The sequence below is a fragment of the Aeromicrobium sp. Sec7.5 genome, from assembly GCF_036867135.1.
Lineage (GTDB): Bacteria > Actinomycetota > Actinomycetes > Propionibacteriales > Nocardioidaceae > Aeromicrobium.
Genome location: NZ_JBAJIJ010000001.1, coordinates 382,300 through 399,481 on the forward strand (window position 1 = coordinate 382,300; position 17,182 = coordinate 399,481).

At 72.0% G+C, this 17,182-nt stretch carries 24 protein-coding genes; 17 read left to right on the forward strand and 7 right to left on the reverse strand.

All coding sequences use genetic code 11. From position 1 onward, the window contains the following. Window positions 1–25 precede the first annotated feature (25 nt). A complete protein-coding gene (locus tag V6S66_RS01900; protein WP_334205088.1) occupies window positions 26–868 on the reverse strand; it encodes a thioesterase family protein in 843 nt (280 codons plus the stop codon). Window positions 869–927: 59 nt separating this feature from the next. Here V6S66_RS01900 and V6S66_RS01905 point away from each other — a divergent pair, with 59 nt between their 5' ends. Then, entirely contained in the window at window positions 928–1,995 is a 1,068-nt protein-coding gene (locus V6S66_RS01905) for an enoyl-CoA hydratase/isomerase family protein (RefSeq protein ID WP_334205089.1), read from the forward strand. 396 nt (window positions 1,996–2,391) lie between these two features. On the opposite strand, the gene arfB is transcribed toward V6S66_RS01905, so the two are convergent. Together arfB and V6S66_RS01915 are read right to left on the reverse strand one after the other, a co-directional pair. Then, window positions 2,392–2,838: an alternative ribosome rescue aminoacyl-tRNA hydrolase ArfB gene (gene arfB, locus V6S66_RS01910; protein ID WP_442885880.1), complete on the reverse strand. Its 447-nt coding sequence runs from the start codon at window positions 2,836–2,838 to the stop codon at window positions 2,392–2,394. 31 nt (window positions 2,839–2,869) lie between these two features. Then, window positions 2,870–3,298, reverse strand: coding sequence for a CBS domain-containing protein (locus V6S66_RS01915; RefSeq protein ID WP_334205091.1), 429 nt, complete (start codon window positions 3,296–3,298; stop codon window positions 2,870–2,872). Between the two features lie 118 nt (window positions 3,299–3,416). Here V6S66_RS01915 and V6S66_RS01920 point away from each other — a divergent pair, with 118 nt between their 5' ends. Continuing rightward, entirely contained in the window at window positions 3,417–3,869 is a 453-nt protein-coding gene (locus tag V6S66_RS01920) for a MarR family winged helix-turn-helix transcriptional regulator (protein WP_334205092.1), read from the forward strand. Window positions 3,870–3,909: 40 nt separating this feature from the next. Here the strand turns inward: V6S66_RS01920 and V6S66_RS01925 are convergent, their stop codons facing one another. Beyond that, the gene (locus V6S66_RS01925) at window positions 3,910–4,227 is read right to left on the reverse strand and encodes a hypothetical protein (RefSeq protein ID WP_334205093.1); all 318 of its coding nucleotides are present in this window, start codon (window positions 4,225–4,227) and stop codon (window positions 3,910–3,912) included. Window positions 4,228–4,368: 141 nt separating this feature from the next. Here V6S66_RS01925 and V6S66_RS01930 point away from each other — a divergent pair, with 141 nt between their 5' ends. From V6S66_RS01930 to V6S66_RS01955, 6 genes are all read left to right on the forward strand, one after another. Beyond that, window positions 4,369–4,494, forward strand: coding sequence for a hypothetical protein (locus V6S66_RS01930; protein ID WP_334205094.1), 126 nt, complete (start codon window positions 4,369–4,371; stop codon window positions 4,492–4,494). Continuing rightward, window positions 4,487–5,344 (forward strand): SDR family oxidoreductase, encoded by an 858-nt coding sequence (locus V6S66_RS01935; RefSeq protein ID WP_334205095.1) that lies wholly within the window; start codon window positions 4,487–4,489, stop codon window positions 5,342–5,344. The genes V6S66_RS01930 and V6S66_RS01935 overlap by 8 nt, the downstream gene beginning before the upstream one ends. Before the next feature lie 25 nt (window positions 5,345–5,369). Next, window positions 5,370–5,960 (forward strand): flavodoxin family protein, encoded by a 591-nt coding sequence (locus V6S66_RS01940; protein ID WP_334205096.1) that lies wholly within the window; start codon window positions 5,370–5,372, stop codon window positions 5,958–5,960. A gap of 32 nt (window positions 5,961–5,992) precedes the next feature. Continuing rightward, window positions 5,993–6,340: a hypothetical protein gene (locus tag V6S66_RS01945; RefSeq protein ID WP_334205097.1), complete on the forward strand. Its 348-nt coding sequence runs from the start codon at window positions 5,993–5,995 to the stop codon at window positions 6,338–6,340. Window positions 6,341–6,424: 84 nt separating this feature from the next. Beyond that, window positions 6,425–7,363 carry an iron-containing redox enzyme family protein gene (locus V6S66_RS01950; RefSeq protein WP_334205098.1) on the forward strand — a complete coding sequence of 313 codons (939 nt, stop codon included), beginning with the start codon at window positions 6,425–6,427 and terminating at the stop codon, window positions 7,361–7,363. Then, on the forward strand, window positions 7,360–7,584 hold the full coding sequence (locus tag V6S66_RS01955; protein ID WP_334205099.1) for a CDGSH iron-sulfur domain-containing protein: 225 nt from the start codon (window positions 7,360–7,362) through the stop codon (window positions 7,582–7,584). Before V6S66_RS01950 ends, V6S66_RS01955 begins: the two co-directional genes overlap by 4 nt. A 272-nt stretch (window positions 7,585–7,856) precedes the next feature. Here the strand turns inward: V6S66_RS01955 and V6S66_RS01960 are convergent, their stop codons facing one another. Next, window positions 7,857–9,032: an alcohol dehydrogenase catalytic domain-containing protein gene (locus V6S66_RS01960; RefSeq protein WP_334205100.1), complete on the reverse strand. Its 1,176-nt coding sequence runs from the start codon at window positions 9,030–9,032 to the stop codon at window positions 7,857–7,859. Window positions 9,033–9,170: 138 nt separating this feature from the next. Between V6S66_RS01960 and V6S66_RS01965 the strand changes: the two genes are divergently transcribed. The 4 genes from V6S66_RS01965 to V6S66_RS01980 all read left to right on the forward strand — a co-directional run bounded on the left by V6S66_RS01965 (window position 9,171) and on the right by V6S66_RS01980 (window position 10,776). Beyond that, complete coding sequence (locus V6S66_RS01965; RefSeq protein WP_334205101.1) at window positions 9,171–9,314, forward strand: hypothetical protein; 144 nt, start codon at window positions 9,171–9,173, stop codon at window positions 9,312–9,314. Between the two features lie 81 nt (window positions 9,315–9,395). Next, on the forward strand, window positions 9,396–9,539 hold the full coding sequence (locus V6S66_RS01970; RefSeq protein WP_334205102.1) for a GPGG-motif small membrane protein: 144 nt from the start codon (window positions 9,396–9,398) through the stop codon (window positions 9,537–9,539). Window positions 9,540–9,655: 116 nt separating this feature from the next. Continuing rightward, the gene (locus tag V6S66_RS01975; RefSeq protein ID WP_334205103.1) at window positions 9,656–9,931 is read left to right on the forward strand and encodes a DUF7218 family protein; all 276 of its coding nucleotides are present in this window, start codon (window positions 9,656–9,658) and stop codon (window positions 9,929–9,931) included. A 2-nt stretch (window positions 9,932–9,933) separates the two neighbouring features. Further along, window positions 9,934–10,776, forward strand: a complete 843-nt coding sequence (locus V6S66_RS01980) for an alpha/beta hydrolase fold domain-containing protein (protein ID WP_334205104.1) — start codon at window positions 9,934–9,936, stop codon at window positions 10,774–10,776. A gap of 13 nt (window positions 10,777–10,789) precedes the next feature. Here the strand turns inward: V6S66_RS01980 and V6S66_RS01985 are convergent, their stop codons facing one another. After that, window positions 10,790–11,470 carry a sigma-70 family RNA polymerase sigma factor gene (locus V6S66_RS01985; protein WP_334205105.1) on the reverse strand — a complete coding sequence of 227 codons (681 nt, stop codon included), beginning with the start codon at window positions 11,468–11,470 and terminating at the stop codon, window positions 10,790–10,792. A gap of 151 nt (window positions 11,471–11,621) precedes the next feature. Between V6S66_RS01985 and V6S66_RS01990 the strand changes: the two genes are divergently transcribed. Beyond that, window positions 11,622–12,350 (forward strand): GAF and ANTAR domain-containing protein, encoded by a 729-nt coding sequence (locus V6S66_RS01990; protein ID WP_334205106.1) that lies wholly within the window; start codon window positions 11,622–11,624, stop codon window positions 12,348–12,350. Window positions 12,351–12,539: 189 nt separating this feature from the next. Then, entirely contained in the window at window positions 12,540–12,677 is a 138-nt protein-coding gene (locus V6S66_RS01995) for a hypothetical protein (RefSeq protein ID WP_334205107.1), read from the forward strand. On the opposite strand, the gene V6S66_RS02000 is transcribed toward V6S66_RS01995, so the two are convergent. After that, entirely contained in the window at window positions 12,674–13,144 is a 471-nt protein-coding gene (locus V6S66_RS02000) for a hypothetical protein (RefSeq protein ID WP_334205108.1), read from the reverse strand. The two genes, V6S66_RS01995 and V6S66_RS02000, sit on opposite strands and share 4 nt — an antisense overlap. Before the next feature lie 113 nt (window positions 13,145–13,257). Here V6S66_RS02000 and V6S66_RS02005 point away from each other — a divergent pair, with 113 nt between their 5' ends. From V6S66_RS02005 to V6S66_RS02015, 3 genes are all read left to right on the forward strand, one after another. Then, window positions 13,258–13,896, forward strand: coding sequence for a class I SAM-dependent methyltransferase (locus V6S66_RS02005; protein WP_334205109.1), 639 nt, complete (start codon window positions 13,258–13,260; stop codon window positions 13,894–13,896). A 191-nt stretch (window positions 13,897–14,087) separates the two neighbouring features. After that, window positions 14,088–16,187: a glycoside hydrolase family 16 protein gene (locus V6S66_RS02010; protein WP_334205110.1), complete on the forward strand. Its 2,100-nt coding sequence runs from the start codon at window positions 14,088–14,090 to the stop codon at window positions 16,185–16,187. A 156-nt stretch (window positions 16,188–16,343) separates the two neighbouring features. Next, window positions 16,344–16,808 (forward strand): DUF5709 domain-containing protein, encoded by a 465-nt coding sequence (locus tag V6S66_RS02015; RefSeq protein WP_334205111.1) that lies wholly within the window; start codon window positions 16,344–16,346, stop codon window positions 16,806–16,808. Window positions 16,809–17,182 lie beyond the last annotated feature (374 nt).

The following is a 17,182-nucleotide window of genomic DNA, read 5'->3' on the forward strand; positions in this document are numbered from 1 at the left end:
CGCTGGCCAGCGACGTCCGGAACGGTCAGGCGTCGGGGCGACGCTCCACCAGGAGGTTCTGCGTGACCCGACCCAGCGGACCGTCCGGTCCGTGCAGCACGGCGTCGGCCATGCCCACGCCGTCCGCCCCGATCGAGGTCTCGGCCGCCATGCCGAACCAGGGACCGACGGGCTCGTCGTGCACCTGCAGGGTCAGGTCGGTGTTGAGGAACGAGAAGCGCGCGGCGTCGAGCCGCGCGCCGAGACCGTTCGCGGCGTCCGCGATCGCGATCAGCTGGCAGAGGCCCGAGGTCTCCTCGCCCGCGACGAGCGCCACGGCCAGGTTGACCCACGCGGTCGAGGCCTCGCCCGGCTCGGTCCCGAGGTGGATCGCGTCCCACGTGGCGGCCGCGACGAAGCCGCCGGGGTACCAGGTGTCCGGGATCGGGAACGCCGACAGTCCGCCGACGTCGTCGGCCCGCGGGGGCAGGGGCGCGCTCGCGTGGCGCACGACGTCGCCCGTCGGCTGGGTCGCGAGCCGCCAGGCCGTGGCGCGGGCGGCGGGGCGCCACGATCCATCGGCCGCCTTCGCCTCGAGCGTCGCGGCGAGCTGCTCGACGCGTCGGCCGGGTCGCAGGATGCGCGCGCCCACCCGCACGTCGGTGACGGGCAGCGGTCCGAGGATGTCGACGCAGACCCGCGTGATCCGGGTCCGCTCGCGCGGCTCCAGCCGCTCCATCGCCCTGACCAACAACCCCGCGATCGGACCGCCGTGCTGCAGGTCGGCACCCCACGGGCTCGCGGTGTGGTGGCTCGAGGCGAAGGTCTCGAGCACCTCCCCGTCGGCCGTGGTGGTCACGTCGGTCCGTCGGTAGAACGCGTCCGTCATGGGCCCGATCCTCCCAGCGGGCCGACGGGCGGACGGACGGGGGCTGACAGGATGCAGGGATGGACACCGCCGACGGATCGACCGCCAGCACGACCACGACGACCGGGGTCGAGGCGACCCTCGACGGATCGGTCGGACGGATCGCCCTCGACCGACCGCGGTCGCTCAACGCGCTGACGCTGCCGATGGTCGAGCAGCTGGAGCAGGTGCTGCTGGCCTGGGCCGACGAGCCGTTGCGCGCGATCACGATCGCCAGCACGAGCGAGCGCGCGTTCTGCGCGGGCGGGGACATCCGCCAGGTCCGGCAGAACACCCTCGACGGCCAGAGTGCGGCGAGCCGGCAGTTCTTCGCGACGGAGTACCGCGTCAACCACCTGCTGGCCGCCTCGGCCGCGCCGGTCGTCGCGTTCGTCGACGGGGTCTGCATGGGCGGGGGGCTCGGCCTGTCGGTGCACGGCGCCTTCCGCGTCGTCGGGGACGCCGCGGTCCTGGCGATGCCGGAGACCTCGATCGGCTTCTTCCCCGACGTCGGTGCCACGCACTTCCTGCCGCGCTTGCCCGGCGAGATCGGGACCTTCCTGGGGCTCACCGGTGCTCGCGCGTCCGCGGCCGACGCCCTGGGCGTCGGCCTGGCGACGCACCACGTCGCGTCCGCCGATCTCGGCGCGCTCGCCGAGCGCCTGGTCGCCGACGACAGTCCGGTCGAGCAGGTGCTGGCCGAGGCGGCGACTCCGGCGGGCGAGTCGACCCTCGTGGCCCGTCGCGCGGAGATCGACCGGACCTTCGACGCCGACTCGGTCGACGCGATCCTCGCGGCGCTTCAGGCCGAGGGAACCGCGTGGGCCGACGAGACGATCGGTGCGCTGGAGTCGGCCTCGCGGCAGAGTCTTGACCTGACCCTCGACCTGCTGCGCCGTGGGGCCGACCTGTCGCTGCGCGCCTGCCTCGACCTGGAGCTGCGCGCCGCCGCCGGGGTGACGCAGACGCCGGACTTTGTCGAGGGCGTGCGCGCCGTGCTGGTCGACAAGGACCGCACGCCGCACTGGGGTGCCTCGCGCTTCCGCGGGATCACGGCCGAGGGCGACGTCGAGTGGACCGCGGGAAACGGGCGGAGCCCCGCCCCTTGAGGTGCGGCGCGCCGCTCGTTCCTCGCGGCTTCACCGGTTCGTTCCTCACCGGTGCCGGGCTTCGCCCGGGCGCCTGCCTCGCCTTCGGCTCGGCCCGTGGAGCCTCGAAAGGGGTGCCTCAGCCCGGATCGTTGCTGAGGTTTCGAGGCTCGCGCCGCAGGCGGCACTCGCACCTCAACCACCGGTGGTTCCGTCCGCCCGTCGAGGTGTGAGTGAGGAACGAACGAGCCGGTGCCGGGCTGCGCCCGGGCGCCTGCCTCGCCTTCGGCTCGGCCCGTGGAACCTCGAAAGGGGTGCCTCAGCCCGGATCGTGACCGAGGTTTCGAGGCTCGCGCCGCAGGCAGCACTCGCACCTCAACCACCGGTGGTGTAGGCGAAGCCCCCGGTCTGACGGGCTCAGTCCCAGCCGCCTCCACGACCGCGCTTGAGGTCGCCCCGACGCTTCTTGGCGTCGAGGCGACGCACCTGCGATCCGCGCGAGGGCTTGGTGGCGCGCCGCGGACGGGGCGGCACGATCGCCCGCGCGACGAGCTGCTCCAGCCGGACCCGCGCCGCGTCACGGTTGCGCAGCTGCGACCGGTACTGCGACGAGACCACCGTGAGGCGCCCGTCGACGAGACGGCCCCGCAGGGCGGTCAGGGCGCGCTCGCGCTGCTCCGGGGTCAGGGCCTGCGTCGACGCGAGCGACCAGATCAGCTCGACCCGCGTGTCGCTCGTGTTGACGTGCTGGCCGCCCGGCCCTCCTGAGCGGCTGAAGCGCCACGAGATCTCCGCCTCGGGGATCGTCACCCGGGGCTCGCGGGGCGCGTGACTCACGACGGGACCTTCCGGGCAGACCTGCATACCGCGTGACGGGGGGCGTCACGGTGGGAGGTCAGCCTTGCACGTACGAGCTCAGCTGGTCACGTTCGAACTCGAGGGCGTCCATGCGCTGCTTGACCGCGTCACCGACGCTGAGCAGCCCCACGAGCTCGCCACCCTCGACGACCGGCACGTGGCGGACGCGGCGCCGCGTCATGAGCGTCATCAGGGCGTCGGCCGAGTCGTCGAGCCCGCACGTGACGACCTCGGTGACCATGATCGCGTCGACCGTGGCGCTCCCGGGGTCGTCGACACCGCGCAGCTTGCGCACGACGTCCCGCTCCGACACGATCCCGACGACGTGGGTCCCGTCGGTGCTCACGACCAACGCCCCGACGTCGTGCTCCGCGAGCCGGTCGAGGAGCACGGCGACCGTGGCACCGGGCTCGATGGTGTGGACCGCCCGAGATCCCTTGCTGGTCAGGACGTCCTTGACGCGCATCAGACATCGGCCTCCTGGGTCGTGTCCCTCGAGTGTGAGCCACATCACAGCAGAGGGCAAGGGTGCGTCGTGGACGTCGGGGCGGACCGCACGGCTGGACCGTGGCTACGATCGGCGGGTGGACGACGCTCGGCCTGACCCGCTCGCGCTGGAGGAACAGGTGTGCTTCGGGCTCGCCGTCGCCTCCCGCAGCGTCGTGGCCGCGTACGGCGCCGTCCTCGCGCCCCTCGGTCTGACCCATCCGCAGTACCTCGTGATGCTCGCGCTGTGGCAGCACGAGCGGGCGAGCGTCACCGAGCTGGCCCGTCTCCTGCACCTCGAGCCCGGCACCGTCTCGCCCTTGGTGCGCCGCCTCGAGCAGGCCGGTCTCGTCGAGCGCGCGCGCTCCGCCCACGACCAGCGGGCGCTGGAGGTGTCGCTGACGCCGCGCGGCGTGGCGCTGCGGCACGAGGCGCTGGCGGTGCCCGAGCAGATGCTCGCCCGGCTCGGGATGTCGGTCGACGAGCTCACTCGGGCCAACGACCTGCTGAGCGCGATCATCGTGGCTGCCGAGGCCGCCGCCGAGAGCTGAGCAGCACGCAGCACGCGGTGCTCCGGCGACCGGCTGGGGCCTAGCCCCAGATCCACCAGGCGGCGATGAGCGGCACCGCCACCGGGACGAGCGCCCAGAGCGGCGTCATGGGCCGGCGGCCCAGGATGAGCCGGGTCACGGCGATGGCGACCGTGGTGACGAACACCGTCACGATCAGCAGGATCACGGCGTCGCTGGTGCGGCCCTGGCCCTCGACGTGGTGCGCGACGAGCGGGAGGGCCACGACGCCGTGACCGACCACGGTCAGGAACCCCAGCGCGGCCACGCGACGACGGACCCGGTTGAGGGCCGCCAGCTCGCGCGCGTACTCGGGGGCGGACAGCGACTCGGAGGACACATGCTGAGTGTACTCAGGATTGGAAGGCTCAGCACCGAGATGCTCGTCACCAGGGTCCGGCCGGCCGCCGCACCACGCATGGACCCGATTCGGTGGGGTACGCCTGGGGTGAAGCCCACCGTCGATCCTCGAGGAGTCACCGTGACGACCACGCCCGATCCTGTCGGCAACCCCGCCCCCACCGATCCCGACGACGTGCCCGAGGTCCCCACGCCGGGCGTGCCCGCCGGTCCGCAGACCACCGATCCGGAGGCGCCCCATGAGTGACGGGTTCCCGGCCCAGCAGCAGGACCCGCCCGGCCTGACCGGACCCATGCGTCCGCAGCCCGACCACGGCGAGGAGTCCTACGTCGGCGCCGGTCGCCTCGAGGGCCGCAAGGCGCTGGTCACCGGCGGCGACTCCGGCATCGGTCGCGCGGTCGTGCTGGCGTTCGCCCGGGAGGGCGCTGACGTGGCCTTCACCTACCAGGACGGCGAGCGCGAGGACGCCGACGCGACGGTCGAGGTCGCCGCTGCCGCCGGGCGCACGGTCATCGCGCTCGAGACGGACCTGCGCCACCGCGACCAGTGCGACACCGTCGTGCGCGAGGCCGTGGACGGTCTCGGCGGGCTCGACGTCCTCGTCAACAACGCCGGCTTCCAGATGGCACGCGAGGAAGGGATCGAGGAGATCACCGACGAGTCGCTCGACTCGACCTTCAAGACCAACCTGTACGCCGCGATCTGGCTCACCCGTGCGGCGGTGCCGTCGCTGCGGGAGCGGGGCGGCACGATCATCAACAACACGTCGATCCAGGCCTACGAGCCCTCGACGTCGCTCATCGACTACGCCGCCACGAAGGCCGCGATCAACAACATGACGGTCAACCTCGCCGCCGAGCTCGGTCCGCAGGGCATCCGCGTCAACGCGGTGGCCCCGGGTCCGATCTGGACGCCGTTGCAGCCCGCGACCCAGCCGCCCGAGAAGCTCGAGCAGTTCGGCTCCGAGACCCCCATGGGCCGGGCCGGGCAGCCGGCCGAGGTCGCCCCGGCCTTCGTGTTCCTGGCCTCCGAGCAGACCGCGAGCTACGTCTCCGGCACGGTGCTCGGTGTCACGGGCGGCAAGCCCGTCTTCTGACCGTTCCGACCTCCGAGGAGGAGACATGAAGGCTGTCCTGGTCAACTGCACGCTCAAGGCGTCGCCCGAGCCGTCGAACACGGGTGACCTGGCCGGAGTCGTGCTCGACGAGCTCCGCGACCGTGGCATCTCGGTCCAGGAGTTCCGGCTCGCCGACCTCACGATCGACCACGGGGTCGTCACGCAGGGAGGCGACGGCGACGAGTGGCCCCGCGTGCACGACGCGATCGCCGACGCCGAGATCCTGGTGGTGGCCACGCCGACGTGGGTGGGCCGGCCCTCGTCGTACGCCCAGCAGATGCTCGAGCGCCTCGACGCGATGATCTCCGAGACGCGGTCCGACGGCCAGCCGCTGGCCTACGGCAAGGTGGCCGGCGTGGTCGTGACGGGCAACGAGGACGGCGCCCACCACGTCATCAGCGAGATCAGCGGAGGCCTCGTGGACATCGGGTTCACGATCCCGGGCCAGGCGTGGACCTACTGGAACCGGGGGCCCGGCCCGGGCCCGGAGTTCTCCGACACGTCGGAGGGCCACGAGTGGTCCGAGGACACCGGACGCACGATGGCCCGACACCTGTCAGAGGTAGCGGGCGCGCTGAGCGGCCTGCGAGGCTGAGCGCTCGAGGATCGACGAAGGAGGAGAGGACCGTGGCGAGCACGAATCCTGGAGCGCACGACCCGAGCGAGGTCGAGGAGATCAAGCGCCACCCCCCGGAGGGGATCCGTCCCGATGGCACGCGGGAGGACCCCCCGCCCGTCCCGCCGGCCAGGCGTCGACGGCTGGTGCGTCGCGTCACCCGGCGCTACCTCGTCGCGCTCGCCGTGGGCGCCCTCATGGTCGTCACGGCGGTCACGGGTCTGGCCATCGGCGGCGACGAGGAGGCCGGCCGCACGGTGATCTTCACCGGCATCGGCCTGATCGGCGCGGTCCTCGCCCTCGGGGCGACGGTCTGGCGCGGCAAGGTGGGCGACGACCTGGACGAGACCAAGCTCTGAGCCGGGCTGCGGCGCGGTCGCACGGTGTGCGACGGCGTGCACGGGGTACTCCCCGGACATGCAGAACGTGACGCAAGGCTCGGCGTGCTGACGCCGAAGGCCCGGGGGCCGCTGTCCGCGGCGCTGCTCGACGCGCTCCACGGGACCGCGCGTCCGTCGTGGGACGAGCTCCTGCCCGGCGACGAGGACGATGTCCAGCTGAGTCTCTGGACCCTCTACGAGCTGAGCTTCCGCGGCTTCGACGACGTCGATGCCGCCCTGGAGTGGGACCCGCACCTGCTCGACCTGCGGGGGCGCCTGGAGCGCCCCCTGGAGGCGCGGTGGCGCGAGCGCGCCGCCGACGTCGAGGTCGGCGAGCCGTTCGCCGACGGCCTGATGCGGCTGATCGAGGCCGACGACGGGGCCTCGCTGGCAGCCGTCGTGCAGCGGGGAGCGACCCGCGAGCAGGTGCTCGAGCTGCTGCGCTGGCGCAGCGTCTACCACCTGAAGGAGGCCGACCCGACCTCCTTCACCCTGCCTCGCCTGCCGGTGCGGGCTCAGGCGGCCCTGGCCGCGCTTCAGTACGACGAGTACGGCGGCGGTGATCCGGCGCGGCTCCACCGACACCTGTTCGCCCGTGGCATGTCCGACGCGGGTCTGCGTCCTGACGAGGGCGCCTACGTCGACGATGCGCCAGCCATCGTGCTCGAGCAGAACAACGCCCTGTCGATGTTCGGCCTCCACCGGCGCCTCCGCGGCGCCTCCCTCGGTCACCTCGCCGCGTTCGAGGCCACCAGCTCGCTCCCGTCACGCAAGATGGCCGCCGGGATCCGACGGGTGGGCCTGCCCGAGACCGTGGCCGACTACTACGACGAGCACGTCGAGGCCGATGCCGTCCACGAGCAGCTCGCCGTCCGGATGATCTGCGGGACGCTCGTCGAGGACGAGCCGCAGACGCGGCCCGACGTGGTCCTCGGCGCCTTCACGTGTCTGGACCTCGAGAACCGGTTCGCCGAGTGGGCCCTGGACCGGTGGGCCGCATGAGCGACGACCAGCCCGACGAGGGCCCGCAGGCGCGGCCGGACGTCGTCCTCTGCGCCGGCGGGCCGATGCTGGTGTTCGGCGACCTGGTGGTCGAGGACGCCGAGGGCGAGCGGCACCGGACGCACCGTCCCGTCAGCGCCGTGTGCCGGTGCGGGAAGTCGGCCTCCGCGCCCTGGTGCGACGGCACCCACAAGGCCCTCCCGGCCAGGCTCCGCCCATAGGCTCGCTTCGCTCCACACGGGTCACCACCGGCGGTTGAGGTGTGAGTGCCGCCTGCGGCGCGAGCCTCGAAACCTCGGTCACGATGTGGGTTGCGGTACCCCTATCGAGGCTCGCTCGTTCCTCACTCGCACCTCAAGGGGCGGACAGAGCTGCCGGCGGTTGAGGTGTGAGTGCCGCCTGCGGCGCGAGCCTCGAAACCTCGGTCAGGTGCTGGGTTGCGGTACCCCTATCGAGGCTCGCTCGTTCCTCACTCGCACCTCAAGGGGCGAGCTCAGGGGGTGAAGACGACCTTGATGGCGTCGTCGTCCTTGGCCTGGAAGGTGGCGTAGGCCTCGGGCGCCTGGGCCAGCGGCAGGCGGTGCGTCGCGAACGTCTCCAGGCCCAGCGGGTCGCCGTCCGCCAACGCCAGCGGCAGCGCGTCGTCGAGCCAGCGGCGCACGTTGGCCTGCCCGGTGCGGATCGTGAGCTGCTTGTCGAAGATCGTCTGCATCGGCAGGGTGTCGGCCGCGCCCGCGTACACGCCCGCCAGCGAGATCGTGGCGCCACGGCGAGCGGCGTCGATGGCCAGGCGCAGTGCCGACAGTCGGTCGACACTGGCGTTCTTCATGAGCGGTTGGGCGAGCGCGTCCGGCAGCATGCCGGCCACGCGCTGCGCAGCCTCGGCGAACGGTGACCCGTGCGCCTCCATCCCGACCGCGTCGATCACGGCATCGGCCCCGCGACCGGCGGTGAGGTCGCGCACCTGGTCGGAGGAGTGGGGGCCCAGCTCGATCGTCTCGACGCCGAGCAGCGCCGAGCGGCGCAACCGTGCGCCGACGAGGTCGATGCCGAGCACGCGGATGCCGCGGTGCAGGGCGATGCGGGCGGCCATCTCGCCGATCGGCCCCAGCCCGACGACGAGCAGGGTCTCGCCCAGCTGGACCCCGGTGTACTCGACCGACTGCCACGCCGTCGGGACGACGTCCGACAGGTACACGAACCGCTCGTCGGGGAGGTCGGACTCGATCTTGAGCGGGCCGAAGTCCGCGTGCGGCACGCGCAGGAACTGGGCCTGACCGCCCGGGACGGAGCCGTACAGGTCGGTGTAGCCGAAGAGCTGGGCGCCCATGCCGTGCTCGGTCACCTGCGTCGTCTCGCACTGCGTGTGCAGGCCCCGGTCGCACATGAAGCACGACCCGCAGCTGATCTGGAACGGCACGACGACGCGGTCACCGACCGCGAGATCGGGCACCGCCGGCCCCTTCTCGACGACGACCCCCATGGCCTCGTGCCCGAGGACGTCCCCGGGGTGCAGGAAGGGGCCGAGCGTCTCGTAGAGGTGCAGATCGGATCCGCAGAGGCCCGTGGTCGTGACCTCGATGATGACGTCGTTGTCCTGCTCGATCGCGGGGTCGGGGACGTCCTCCACGCGGACGTCGCGGCGTCCCTGCCAGGTGAGTGCCTTCATCGGGGTCCTCCGTGATCGGGCGACGGTGATCAGTGCGGGTGGGGTACCCGCCTCCCGGCCGGTCAAACCACGCCTCGGGGGGGGGGGGGGGGGGGGTCTCGAGGTGCGGGGTCGACCTCGCGGTCGTTCACTGGAGCCATGAACCAGGCATCGCCGGACCGACCGCCCCGCACCGACAAACCGACCGACGGGCGGGGGAAGTTCGGACTGATCGGGGTCGTCGTCGGCGTGATCGCCTTCCTGGCCGTGGTCCTCGCCGTCGTCGTCGGTCTCGCACGCTGACACCGATCCGTAACCGCGCTCGGGATGCGCTTCTCCTGAGCACCGATAACGTCGAAAGTCCGCAATCAAAGGAGTCATCACATGGATCTCATCCTGTGGATCATCGCTGTTGTCCTCGTCGTCTCGGGCGTCTTCGCGCTGCTGCGCAAGGAGATGGTCTGGGGCATCGTCCTGATCGTCGTGGGTCTGCTCGTCGGACCGGGCGGCGTCAGCCTCTTCAGTTGACAGCCGCGCGCTGACAGCTGAGGGAGGGAGCACCACACCCCGGCACCGATTTACTCGGCGCCGGGGTGTGGTGCGTCCGCGACCGGGTACGTCCCTCGAGAGAAGGAGGCAATGCCATGCCGGAGAAGGACACACCGAACAGCCTGAAGAACCCCGAGATGTACGAGTCGCTGCGCGACGACGGGGCCTCGAAGGAGAAGGCGGCGCGCATCTCGAACGCCGCCGCGCAGAAGGGCCGGTCCGAGTCGAGCGTCGGCGCCAAGGGTGGCCGGTCCGGCTCGTACGAGGACTGGACCGTCGACGAGCTGCGGGACCGGGCCAAGGAGCTCGGACTGAGCGGCTACTCCGACCTGCGCAAGGACGAGCTCGTCGAGGCCCTCCGCGACCACTGAGCGTGCCGTCCCTGGTCGAGTGGCGCGTCGACGAGCGCCCGCCACGCCTGTGGACCCGACTGTACGTCGCCGTCATGTGGGTACTGCGCGACAAGCGTGCGTTCACGGGTCAGGAGCAGACCGTCTGGATCGTTCGCCCACGGCGGAGACGTCCGGCCGCACGGGTGCTGTACCTCCACGGGGGCGGGTACGTGCACCCGCTGACCCCGGACTACTGGCGGCTCGTGCGAGCCCTGACGGCTGCCCCGGCCGAGGTCGTCGTCCCGGCCTACCCGCTCGCCCCGGTGGCGCACGTGGACGATGTCGTGCCGCGGCTCGTGGCCCTCGCCCGCTCGCTCGACGACCTGCCGCTCGTCGTCATGGGCGACTCGGCTGGCGGCGCCCTGTCCCTCGTCCTGGCCGGACACCTGCGCGGGGCGGCCCGGCGCCCGGACGCCGTCGTGCTCCTCAGCCCATGGCTCGACGCGACCCTGGACGAGGACCAGGTCTCTGACCTCGAGGCCACGGATCCCATGCTGGAGGAGACCGGCCTGCGGGCCGCCGGACGCTGGTGGTCGGGAGGTCGGACCACCACGGATCCGGACGTCAGCCCCGTGTTCGGGAACCTGGACGGACTGCCGCCGGTCGACGTGCACGTGGGCGCCCACGACATCCTTCGGCCCGCGGTCGAGCTGCTCGCGCAGCGTGCCGATCGGGCCGACGACGTCGTGCTGACCGTGCACGAACGCACCGCGATGTTCCACGTGTGGATGACCCGCTTCGTCCCCGAGGGGGCGCAGACCCGGCGCATCCTACGGGACCGGGTCCGCGCGGTGGCGCGACCCACGGAGCCGCGCCACCCCTGAAGGCGGCCGGGGTTCAGGCGGCGGTCGGCGCCGCGGTGCCCTCCGCCGCGGACCGCAGTCGAGCCAGGAGCGCCGCGATACGTCGCGACACCTGCATCTGGCTGATGCCGAGCTGGTCGGCGATCTCCTGCTGGGTCAGGTCGTCGACGAACCGCCACTGCAACAGCTGGCGGTCTGGGCGCGAGAGGTCGCGGCAGATCCGCGCGAACGTCACCCAGTCGTCGACGAGCTCGAGGCGGGTGTCGATGCCACCCATCTCGTGTCCGGCGTCGAGTGCCGCGTCGATCGAGTCGGGCGAGTAGCAGCCGCGAGCCGCGGCGGCCTCGGTCAGGTCGCCGGCCGAGACGCCGAGGCGCTGCGACAGGTCGGTGATCTGGGCCGTCGTGATGTCGGTGCCGTCGTGCTCGGCGCCGAGACGTGCCTGGAGCTCCTGCACCCGCCTCGGCGGACGCACGCCCCAGGCCCGGTCGCGGAAGTGGCGCTTGAGCTCGCCGCGAATCGTGGCGGTCGCGAATGCGGCGAAGGCGCCGCGTTCCTCGTCGAACCCCGCCGCCGCCTTCACGAGCGCGAGGCGGGCGACCTGCTCGAGGTCGTCCGCGTCGACGCCCCGACCGCGGTAGCCGCGCGCAAGTCGTGCGGCGAGCGGGAGATGGTCCAAAATGAGCAGGTGTTGATCGTGCGTGGTGGCAGCCATGGGTCGGTCCCCCTGGGTAGCTGGTGCATCGACGGCTGCTGCTCAACCATTCGCCACGTTGCCACCGGGTCAGGACACCCGCAACCGGAGACCACGGCAGCCGGCGTCCCGATCAGCACCCGTTGAACCGCAGCACAGCAGAGAGGCGCCCATGAGCCCCGACACCGTCAGCCCCGACACCATCAGCCCCGGCACGTCGTCCCCATCCCACGGGCCCGGTCTGGCCGAGATCCTCCTCGCCCTCCACGAGTCGACCGACAGCGAGCAGACCGTGCAGCGGGTCGCCGAGTTCGCGAGGTCGGCCATCCAGTGCGACGACGCCGGGGTGCTGCTGACGCACGCGCGCCACCGCGTCGAGACCGCTGCCGCCACCAGCCTCGCCGTCGGGCAGGCGCACCAGCTGCAGGTCGAGCTCGACGAGGGCCCCTGCCTCGAGGCGCTCGAGCACCGCGACACGATCTACCGCGTGGCCGACGCCGCCCGCGAGCTGCGCTGGCCGCAGTGGAGCCGCGCCGTGGTCGAGCTGGGCTACCGCAGCGTCGTCAGCGTCCCGATCGCCACGAAGGAGCGGTGCTACGGGTCGCTCAACGTCTACGCGGCGCGACCCGACGCCTTCGACGACGACGACGTCGCCGTCACCACGATCCTGGCGCGGCACGCTTCCGTGGCCCTCACCTCGAGCCGGGACGTCGAGGGCCTGCGGCGCGCGGTGGACTCCCGCAAGCTGATCGGCATGGCGATGGGCCTGGTCATGGAGCGCTACGGTGTCGAGCCCGACCAGGCGTTCGAGGTCCTGCGACGGTACTCGCAGGACCGCAACGTCAAACTGCGCGACGTCGCGCGCGGGATCGTCGAGGACCGGACGCTGCCGTCGCTGTGAGTCGGCGTTGGTCATTGTCCAGCCGATGAGCGCATGGTGCGTGCGGCACCCGGGTACTGCCGGACCAAGCGGTCCTGTTGAGCACACAGCAGGGCCGCGCCACTTCTTCCGGTGGCGTCGTCCTAGGATGTCGTCGAACCGCTGACGCAGCCGGCGGCGAGGATCTTCCGTCGAAGGATGACCCGCCGCGTGAGCGAGCTGATCAGAATCTGTCCCGAGTGTCTCGAGGACACCGCCGTCCACCTCGGCGACGTGCCGGGGTACTCCCTCTACGCGTGCGTGCGGTGCGACGCGGAGTTCCAGGTGGAGGTGGACGGGACCGACTAGTTGGCGGCCCAGGCGCGACGCGCGGCTGCCCGGTGGTGCTCCTGGAGGTCCTGGATCTGTCGCCGTCCCTGGTCGCGGAGCCGCTCCAGGTCACCGCGGTCGACACGGGGATCCTCGAGCTCGAGCAACGCCTCCCATCCGGCGACCTTGCCGGACACGGCGTCGTGCATCGACTCCAGGTCGATGACGTCGGTCAGCGCGGTGCGTCGCAGGAGGTTGCCGTTGGGCTTGAGCCGGCCGACGCGCTCGCCGACCTTCGCGACGACCTGCGTCAGCGTCGGCTCCGTCGAGCCGAGGCGCTCGACCAGGCCGCGCAGCCACGCCCGCTCCTCGAACAGCTCCTCGCGGATCCGCGCCGTCGTGGCGCGCGCTTGCGGGTCGTGGAGATCGGTGCCGCGGCCGAACAGCTCGATGCCGGCAGCCGCTCCGGTCAGGTGGATCCGGACGTAGTGCGCGAGGAGGTCCATGGATCTGTTGTACCCGGGACCGCCGTGAGCATGTGCCGTCGGGCGCATGGACCTGACGGGCGCATGGACCTGACGGGACGGGGAACTCCTGCCCCGACCTGAGGAGGCCCCGGATGACCGAGCTCGAGAAGGACGCCGCAGTCCCCGCGCGCGATCGCCTGGCCTTCGGGCCCCTGGACATCGTCTTCGACGACAGCGTCCTCGTGCCGCGGCCGTGGACGATCGCGCAGTCCACGTGGGCCCGTGAGCTGCTCGAATCCGCCCCGGCAGGTGGCGTGCTCGAGCTGTGCAGCGGCGCCGGGCACATCGGTCTGGCGTCCGTGCACGCCACGGACCGGCGCCTGGTCCAGGTCGACCGTGACCCGCACGCGTGCGATCTGGCCCGCGAGAACGCGGCCGCGGCCGGCGTGGCTGCCGAGATCCGGTGCGGGTCCCTGTCCGAGGTCCTTCGCGACGACGACCGTTTCGCCCTCGTGATCGCCGACCCGCCCTGGGTCCCGTCGGCCGGGGTCGAGGTGTTCCCCGACGATCCGGTGTGGGCGATCGATGGTGGCGACGACGGCCTCGACGTCGCGCGGGAGTGCGTCCGGGTGGCCGCCCGTCACCTCGCGCCGGACGGCGTCGTGCTCCTCCAGGTCGGGTCGCCTGAGCAGTTCGCGCAGCTCGACGACACCCTGCGAGAGTGCGGTCTCGCCGCGATCGAGGTGCGCAGCCTCGCCGGCGGCGCCCTCGCAGCGCTGCGCCCTCAGTGACGTCGGGAGCCAGGTCTCGGCCGCCCGGATGACGGGTCGTTTCACCTAAGTCATCCGACCCCTCGCCAGAAGTCCGGGACTTTGGTACTTTCGATCGCAGGAGGAGAGTCCTGACTCGCGAGCTTGGGAGGGCGACCGGGTCGGTGCGGCGAACAGCCGCATCGGTGGCTCTCCATGGAGAGGGAGATCCAATGTTCGCCACCACTCGGTGGCGTGGTTCGGCGACCGCACTTCGTGCCGTCGTCGTGGCCATCGCCGCAGCTACCTTCACCAGTCTGACCATCTCGGGCGCGTCCACCGCTGTCGCGGCCGACGTGCCGCAGACCTTCACGGCGACGGAGTCCTACACGCAGTCCCAGACCGTGACCGTCCAGGAATGGGCGACGATCGGTCAGTTCGTCGGGTACGGCACCGCGACGGCCACGGCCACCGCGACGGCGACCCGCACCCACACGGCCGGTGCCGCGTGGGAGGCGAGCTACTGGGCCACCTGGAACGCCTGGATCGCCGCCTCCGAGGAGGCGACCGCCCTGGCCGATGCCGAGGCGCGTCCGATCGCCCAGGCCGCCGCGCAGGCTGATGCCCAGGCGCAGGCCGACCAGGCCGCCCTCGGCTACGACGCCACGGCGTCGTGGACCACGACGGAGACCGTCATGGCCGAGGAGTGGGCGACCGTGGGCCAGTTCGTGGGGTACGGCGCCGCGAGCGCCACCGCCACCGCGACCGCCTCGGGCACGGCGCACGCCGCGACCCAGGGCGAGGCCGACTGGTGGGCCAGCTGGAACGCGTACGTGGCCGCCGCCACCGCGGCGCGGGCGGATGCCGACGCGCAGGCGCGTCCGATCGCCCTGGTCGCGGCGCAGGCTGATGCTCAGGCGCAGGCCGACCGCCACGCCCTCGGGTACGACGCCACCGCGTCGTGGACCACGACCGAGACCGTCACGGTCGACGAGTCGCACTGGATCGGCGACGTCGTCGGCTACGGCTCCGCGACGGAGACCGCCACCGCCACCGCCTCCGGCACGGCGCACGCCGCGACCCAGGGTGAGGCCGACTGGTGGGCGTTGTGGAACGCGTACGTGGCTGCGGCCACGCAGGCACGCGCCGACGCGGACGCGCTGGCGCGTCCGGTCGCCAAGGCCGCGGCGCAGGCCGATGCCGAGGCGAAGGTCGCCGCGGGCATCGAGGCCACCGAGTCCTGGACCGCGACGGAGACCGTCACGGCCAACGAGACCGCCGTCGTCGGCGACTTCGTGGGTCAAGGCACCGCCACCGCGACCAAGACGGTCACCTCGACCAAGACCGTCGTGTCGACCTCGCACTGGGAGGCCTACTACTGGGCCGTCGTCACGGCGCAGCTCGATGCGATCGAGCAGGCCAAGGCTCAGGCCGACGCCGAGGCCCGGGCCATCGCACTCGCGGCGGCGCAGGCTGATGCTCAGGCGCAGTACGACGCGGCGCAGGTGCCGGTCGATCCCGAGGGTCCGGGCGACGGCGGTACGACGCCGACCGGTCCGGTCTGCGGGACCACGATCCTCAAGAGCGACGGCACCCCGTGGGACTGCACGTTCGCCGACGAGTTCCGTGGCGACGCCCTCGACGAGTCCAAGTGGAGCCCGCTCGACACCTTCGAGTCGGCCTTCTCCTACGGCGACTGCTTCCTCGGGGATCGCAACATCGCGGTCAGCGGGGGCGTGCTGCAGCTGTCCACGGTGCGCGAGGACGAGCCCGTCACCTGCGAGCACCCGGACGGCCCGATCACGGCGGACTACACGTCCGCCGGGGTGTCGAGCCTCAACAAGTTCTCGCAGTCCTACGGACGCTACGAGATCCGGGCCGCGATGCCGCAGACCAACGGTCCGGGCATCCAGTCCGCGCTGTGGATGCTGCCCGACGACCCGCAGTACGGCACGTGGCCCGGGTCGGGCGAGATCGACATCGCCGAGTTCTACTCGCAGTTCCCCGACCGCCTGGTCCCGGCGCTGCACTACAACTCGCTGCTGCCGTGGGGCACGCGGACGAACAACGACTGCCTGGTCTACCGGCCGACCGACTTCCACACCTACGTGCTGGAGTGGACGACGCAGAAGCTCACGGTCTCGATCGACGGAACGACGTGCGTCGACCACACGATCAGCCCGTTGGCCCCGCTCGTGGGATCGGCGCCGTTCGACGCGCCGTTCCACCTGAACCTGACGCAGCTGCTCGGCTCGGGCGACAACGCGTTCCCGGAGGGCGAGGGCGTCGACCAGGCGACCCTCCAGGTCGACTACGTCAGGGTCTGGCAGTGACGTCCGCACGGTGATGCGGTGATCGACCGCCCGCCCTGGAGCCGTCCCCCGACGGCTCCGGGGCGGGCCCCTGTCGTGGGCATCCGCTCGCCTTGCGCGACGGCGTTGCCGTGACAGGCTCGAGGACGACCACGTTTCGACCCAGCAGGAGGCACGATGAGCAACGACGCGCAGATGCAGCCCGAGGACTCGCTGGTGGACCGAGGTGTCGACGACGTGCTCGACGAAGGATTCTCGCCGCCGGAGAAGCCGCGCGGCGTCTTCGCGAAGGGCGTCACGGCCGACGAGCAGCTCGAAGGTGAGTCGCTGGAGGACCGCCTGGCCCAGGAGGAGCCCGACGACACCGGGATCACGCCTTCGGACGCCAGCGACGACCGCGATCTCGACGACCGTGAGCTGAACGACCCGACGGAGGCCTACGCGGGTGACGAGCGGTCGGGCCGGCTGGTGGCGCCCGACGAGGGCTCCGGCCTCGACGAGGACCAGCAGCAGCTCGCGAGCGACGTCGGCATCGACGGTGCCGGCGCAAGTGCCGAGGAGGCTGCGGTGCACACCTGGAGCGAGGACCAGCTCGACGCGATCGAGCCCGACACGGACGACCTCCGTCCCGACACCCCCTGACTCCCCTCCCCGCTCCCTGAGGTGCGACGAGCCCTGGCGAGGAGCCTCGAAGGGCCGGTCAGGTGTCCTTCGGCGGTCACCACCCACGCCGCCCCTTGAGGTGCGACGAGCCCTGGCGAGGAGCCTCGAAAGGTCGGTCAGGTGACGGCGAGCGGCTCCCACCCACGCCGCTCCTTGAGGTGTGAACGCCCTCTGGGGCGTGAGCCTCGAAGGGTCCGGTCAGGTGCCCCTTGACGGTCACCGCCCACGCCGCTCCTTGAGGTGTGAATGCCCTCTGGGGCGTGAGCCTCGAAAGGTCGGTCAGGTGCCCCCTGACGGTCACCGCCCACGCCGCTCCTTGAGGTGCGACGAGCCCTGGCGAGGAGCCTCGAAAG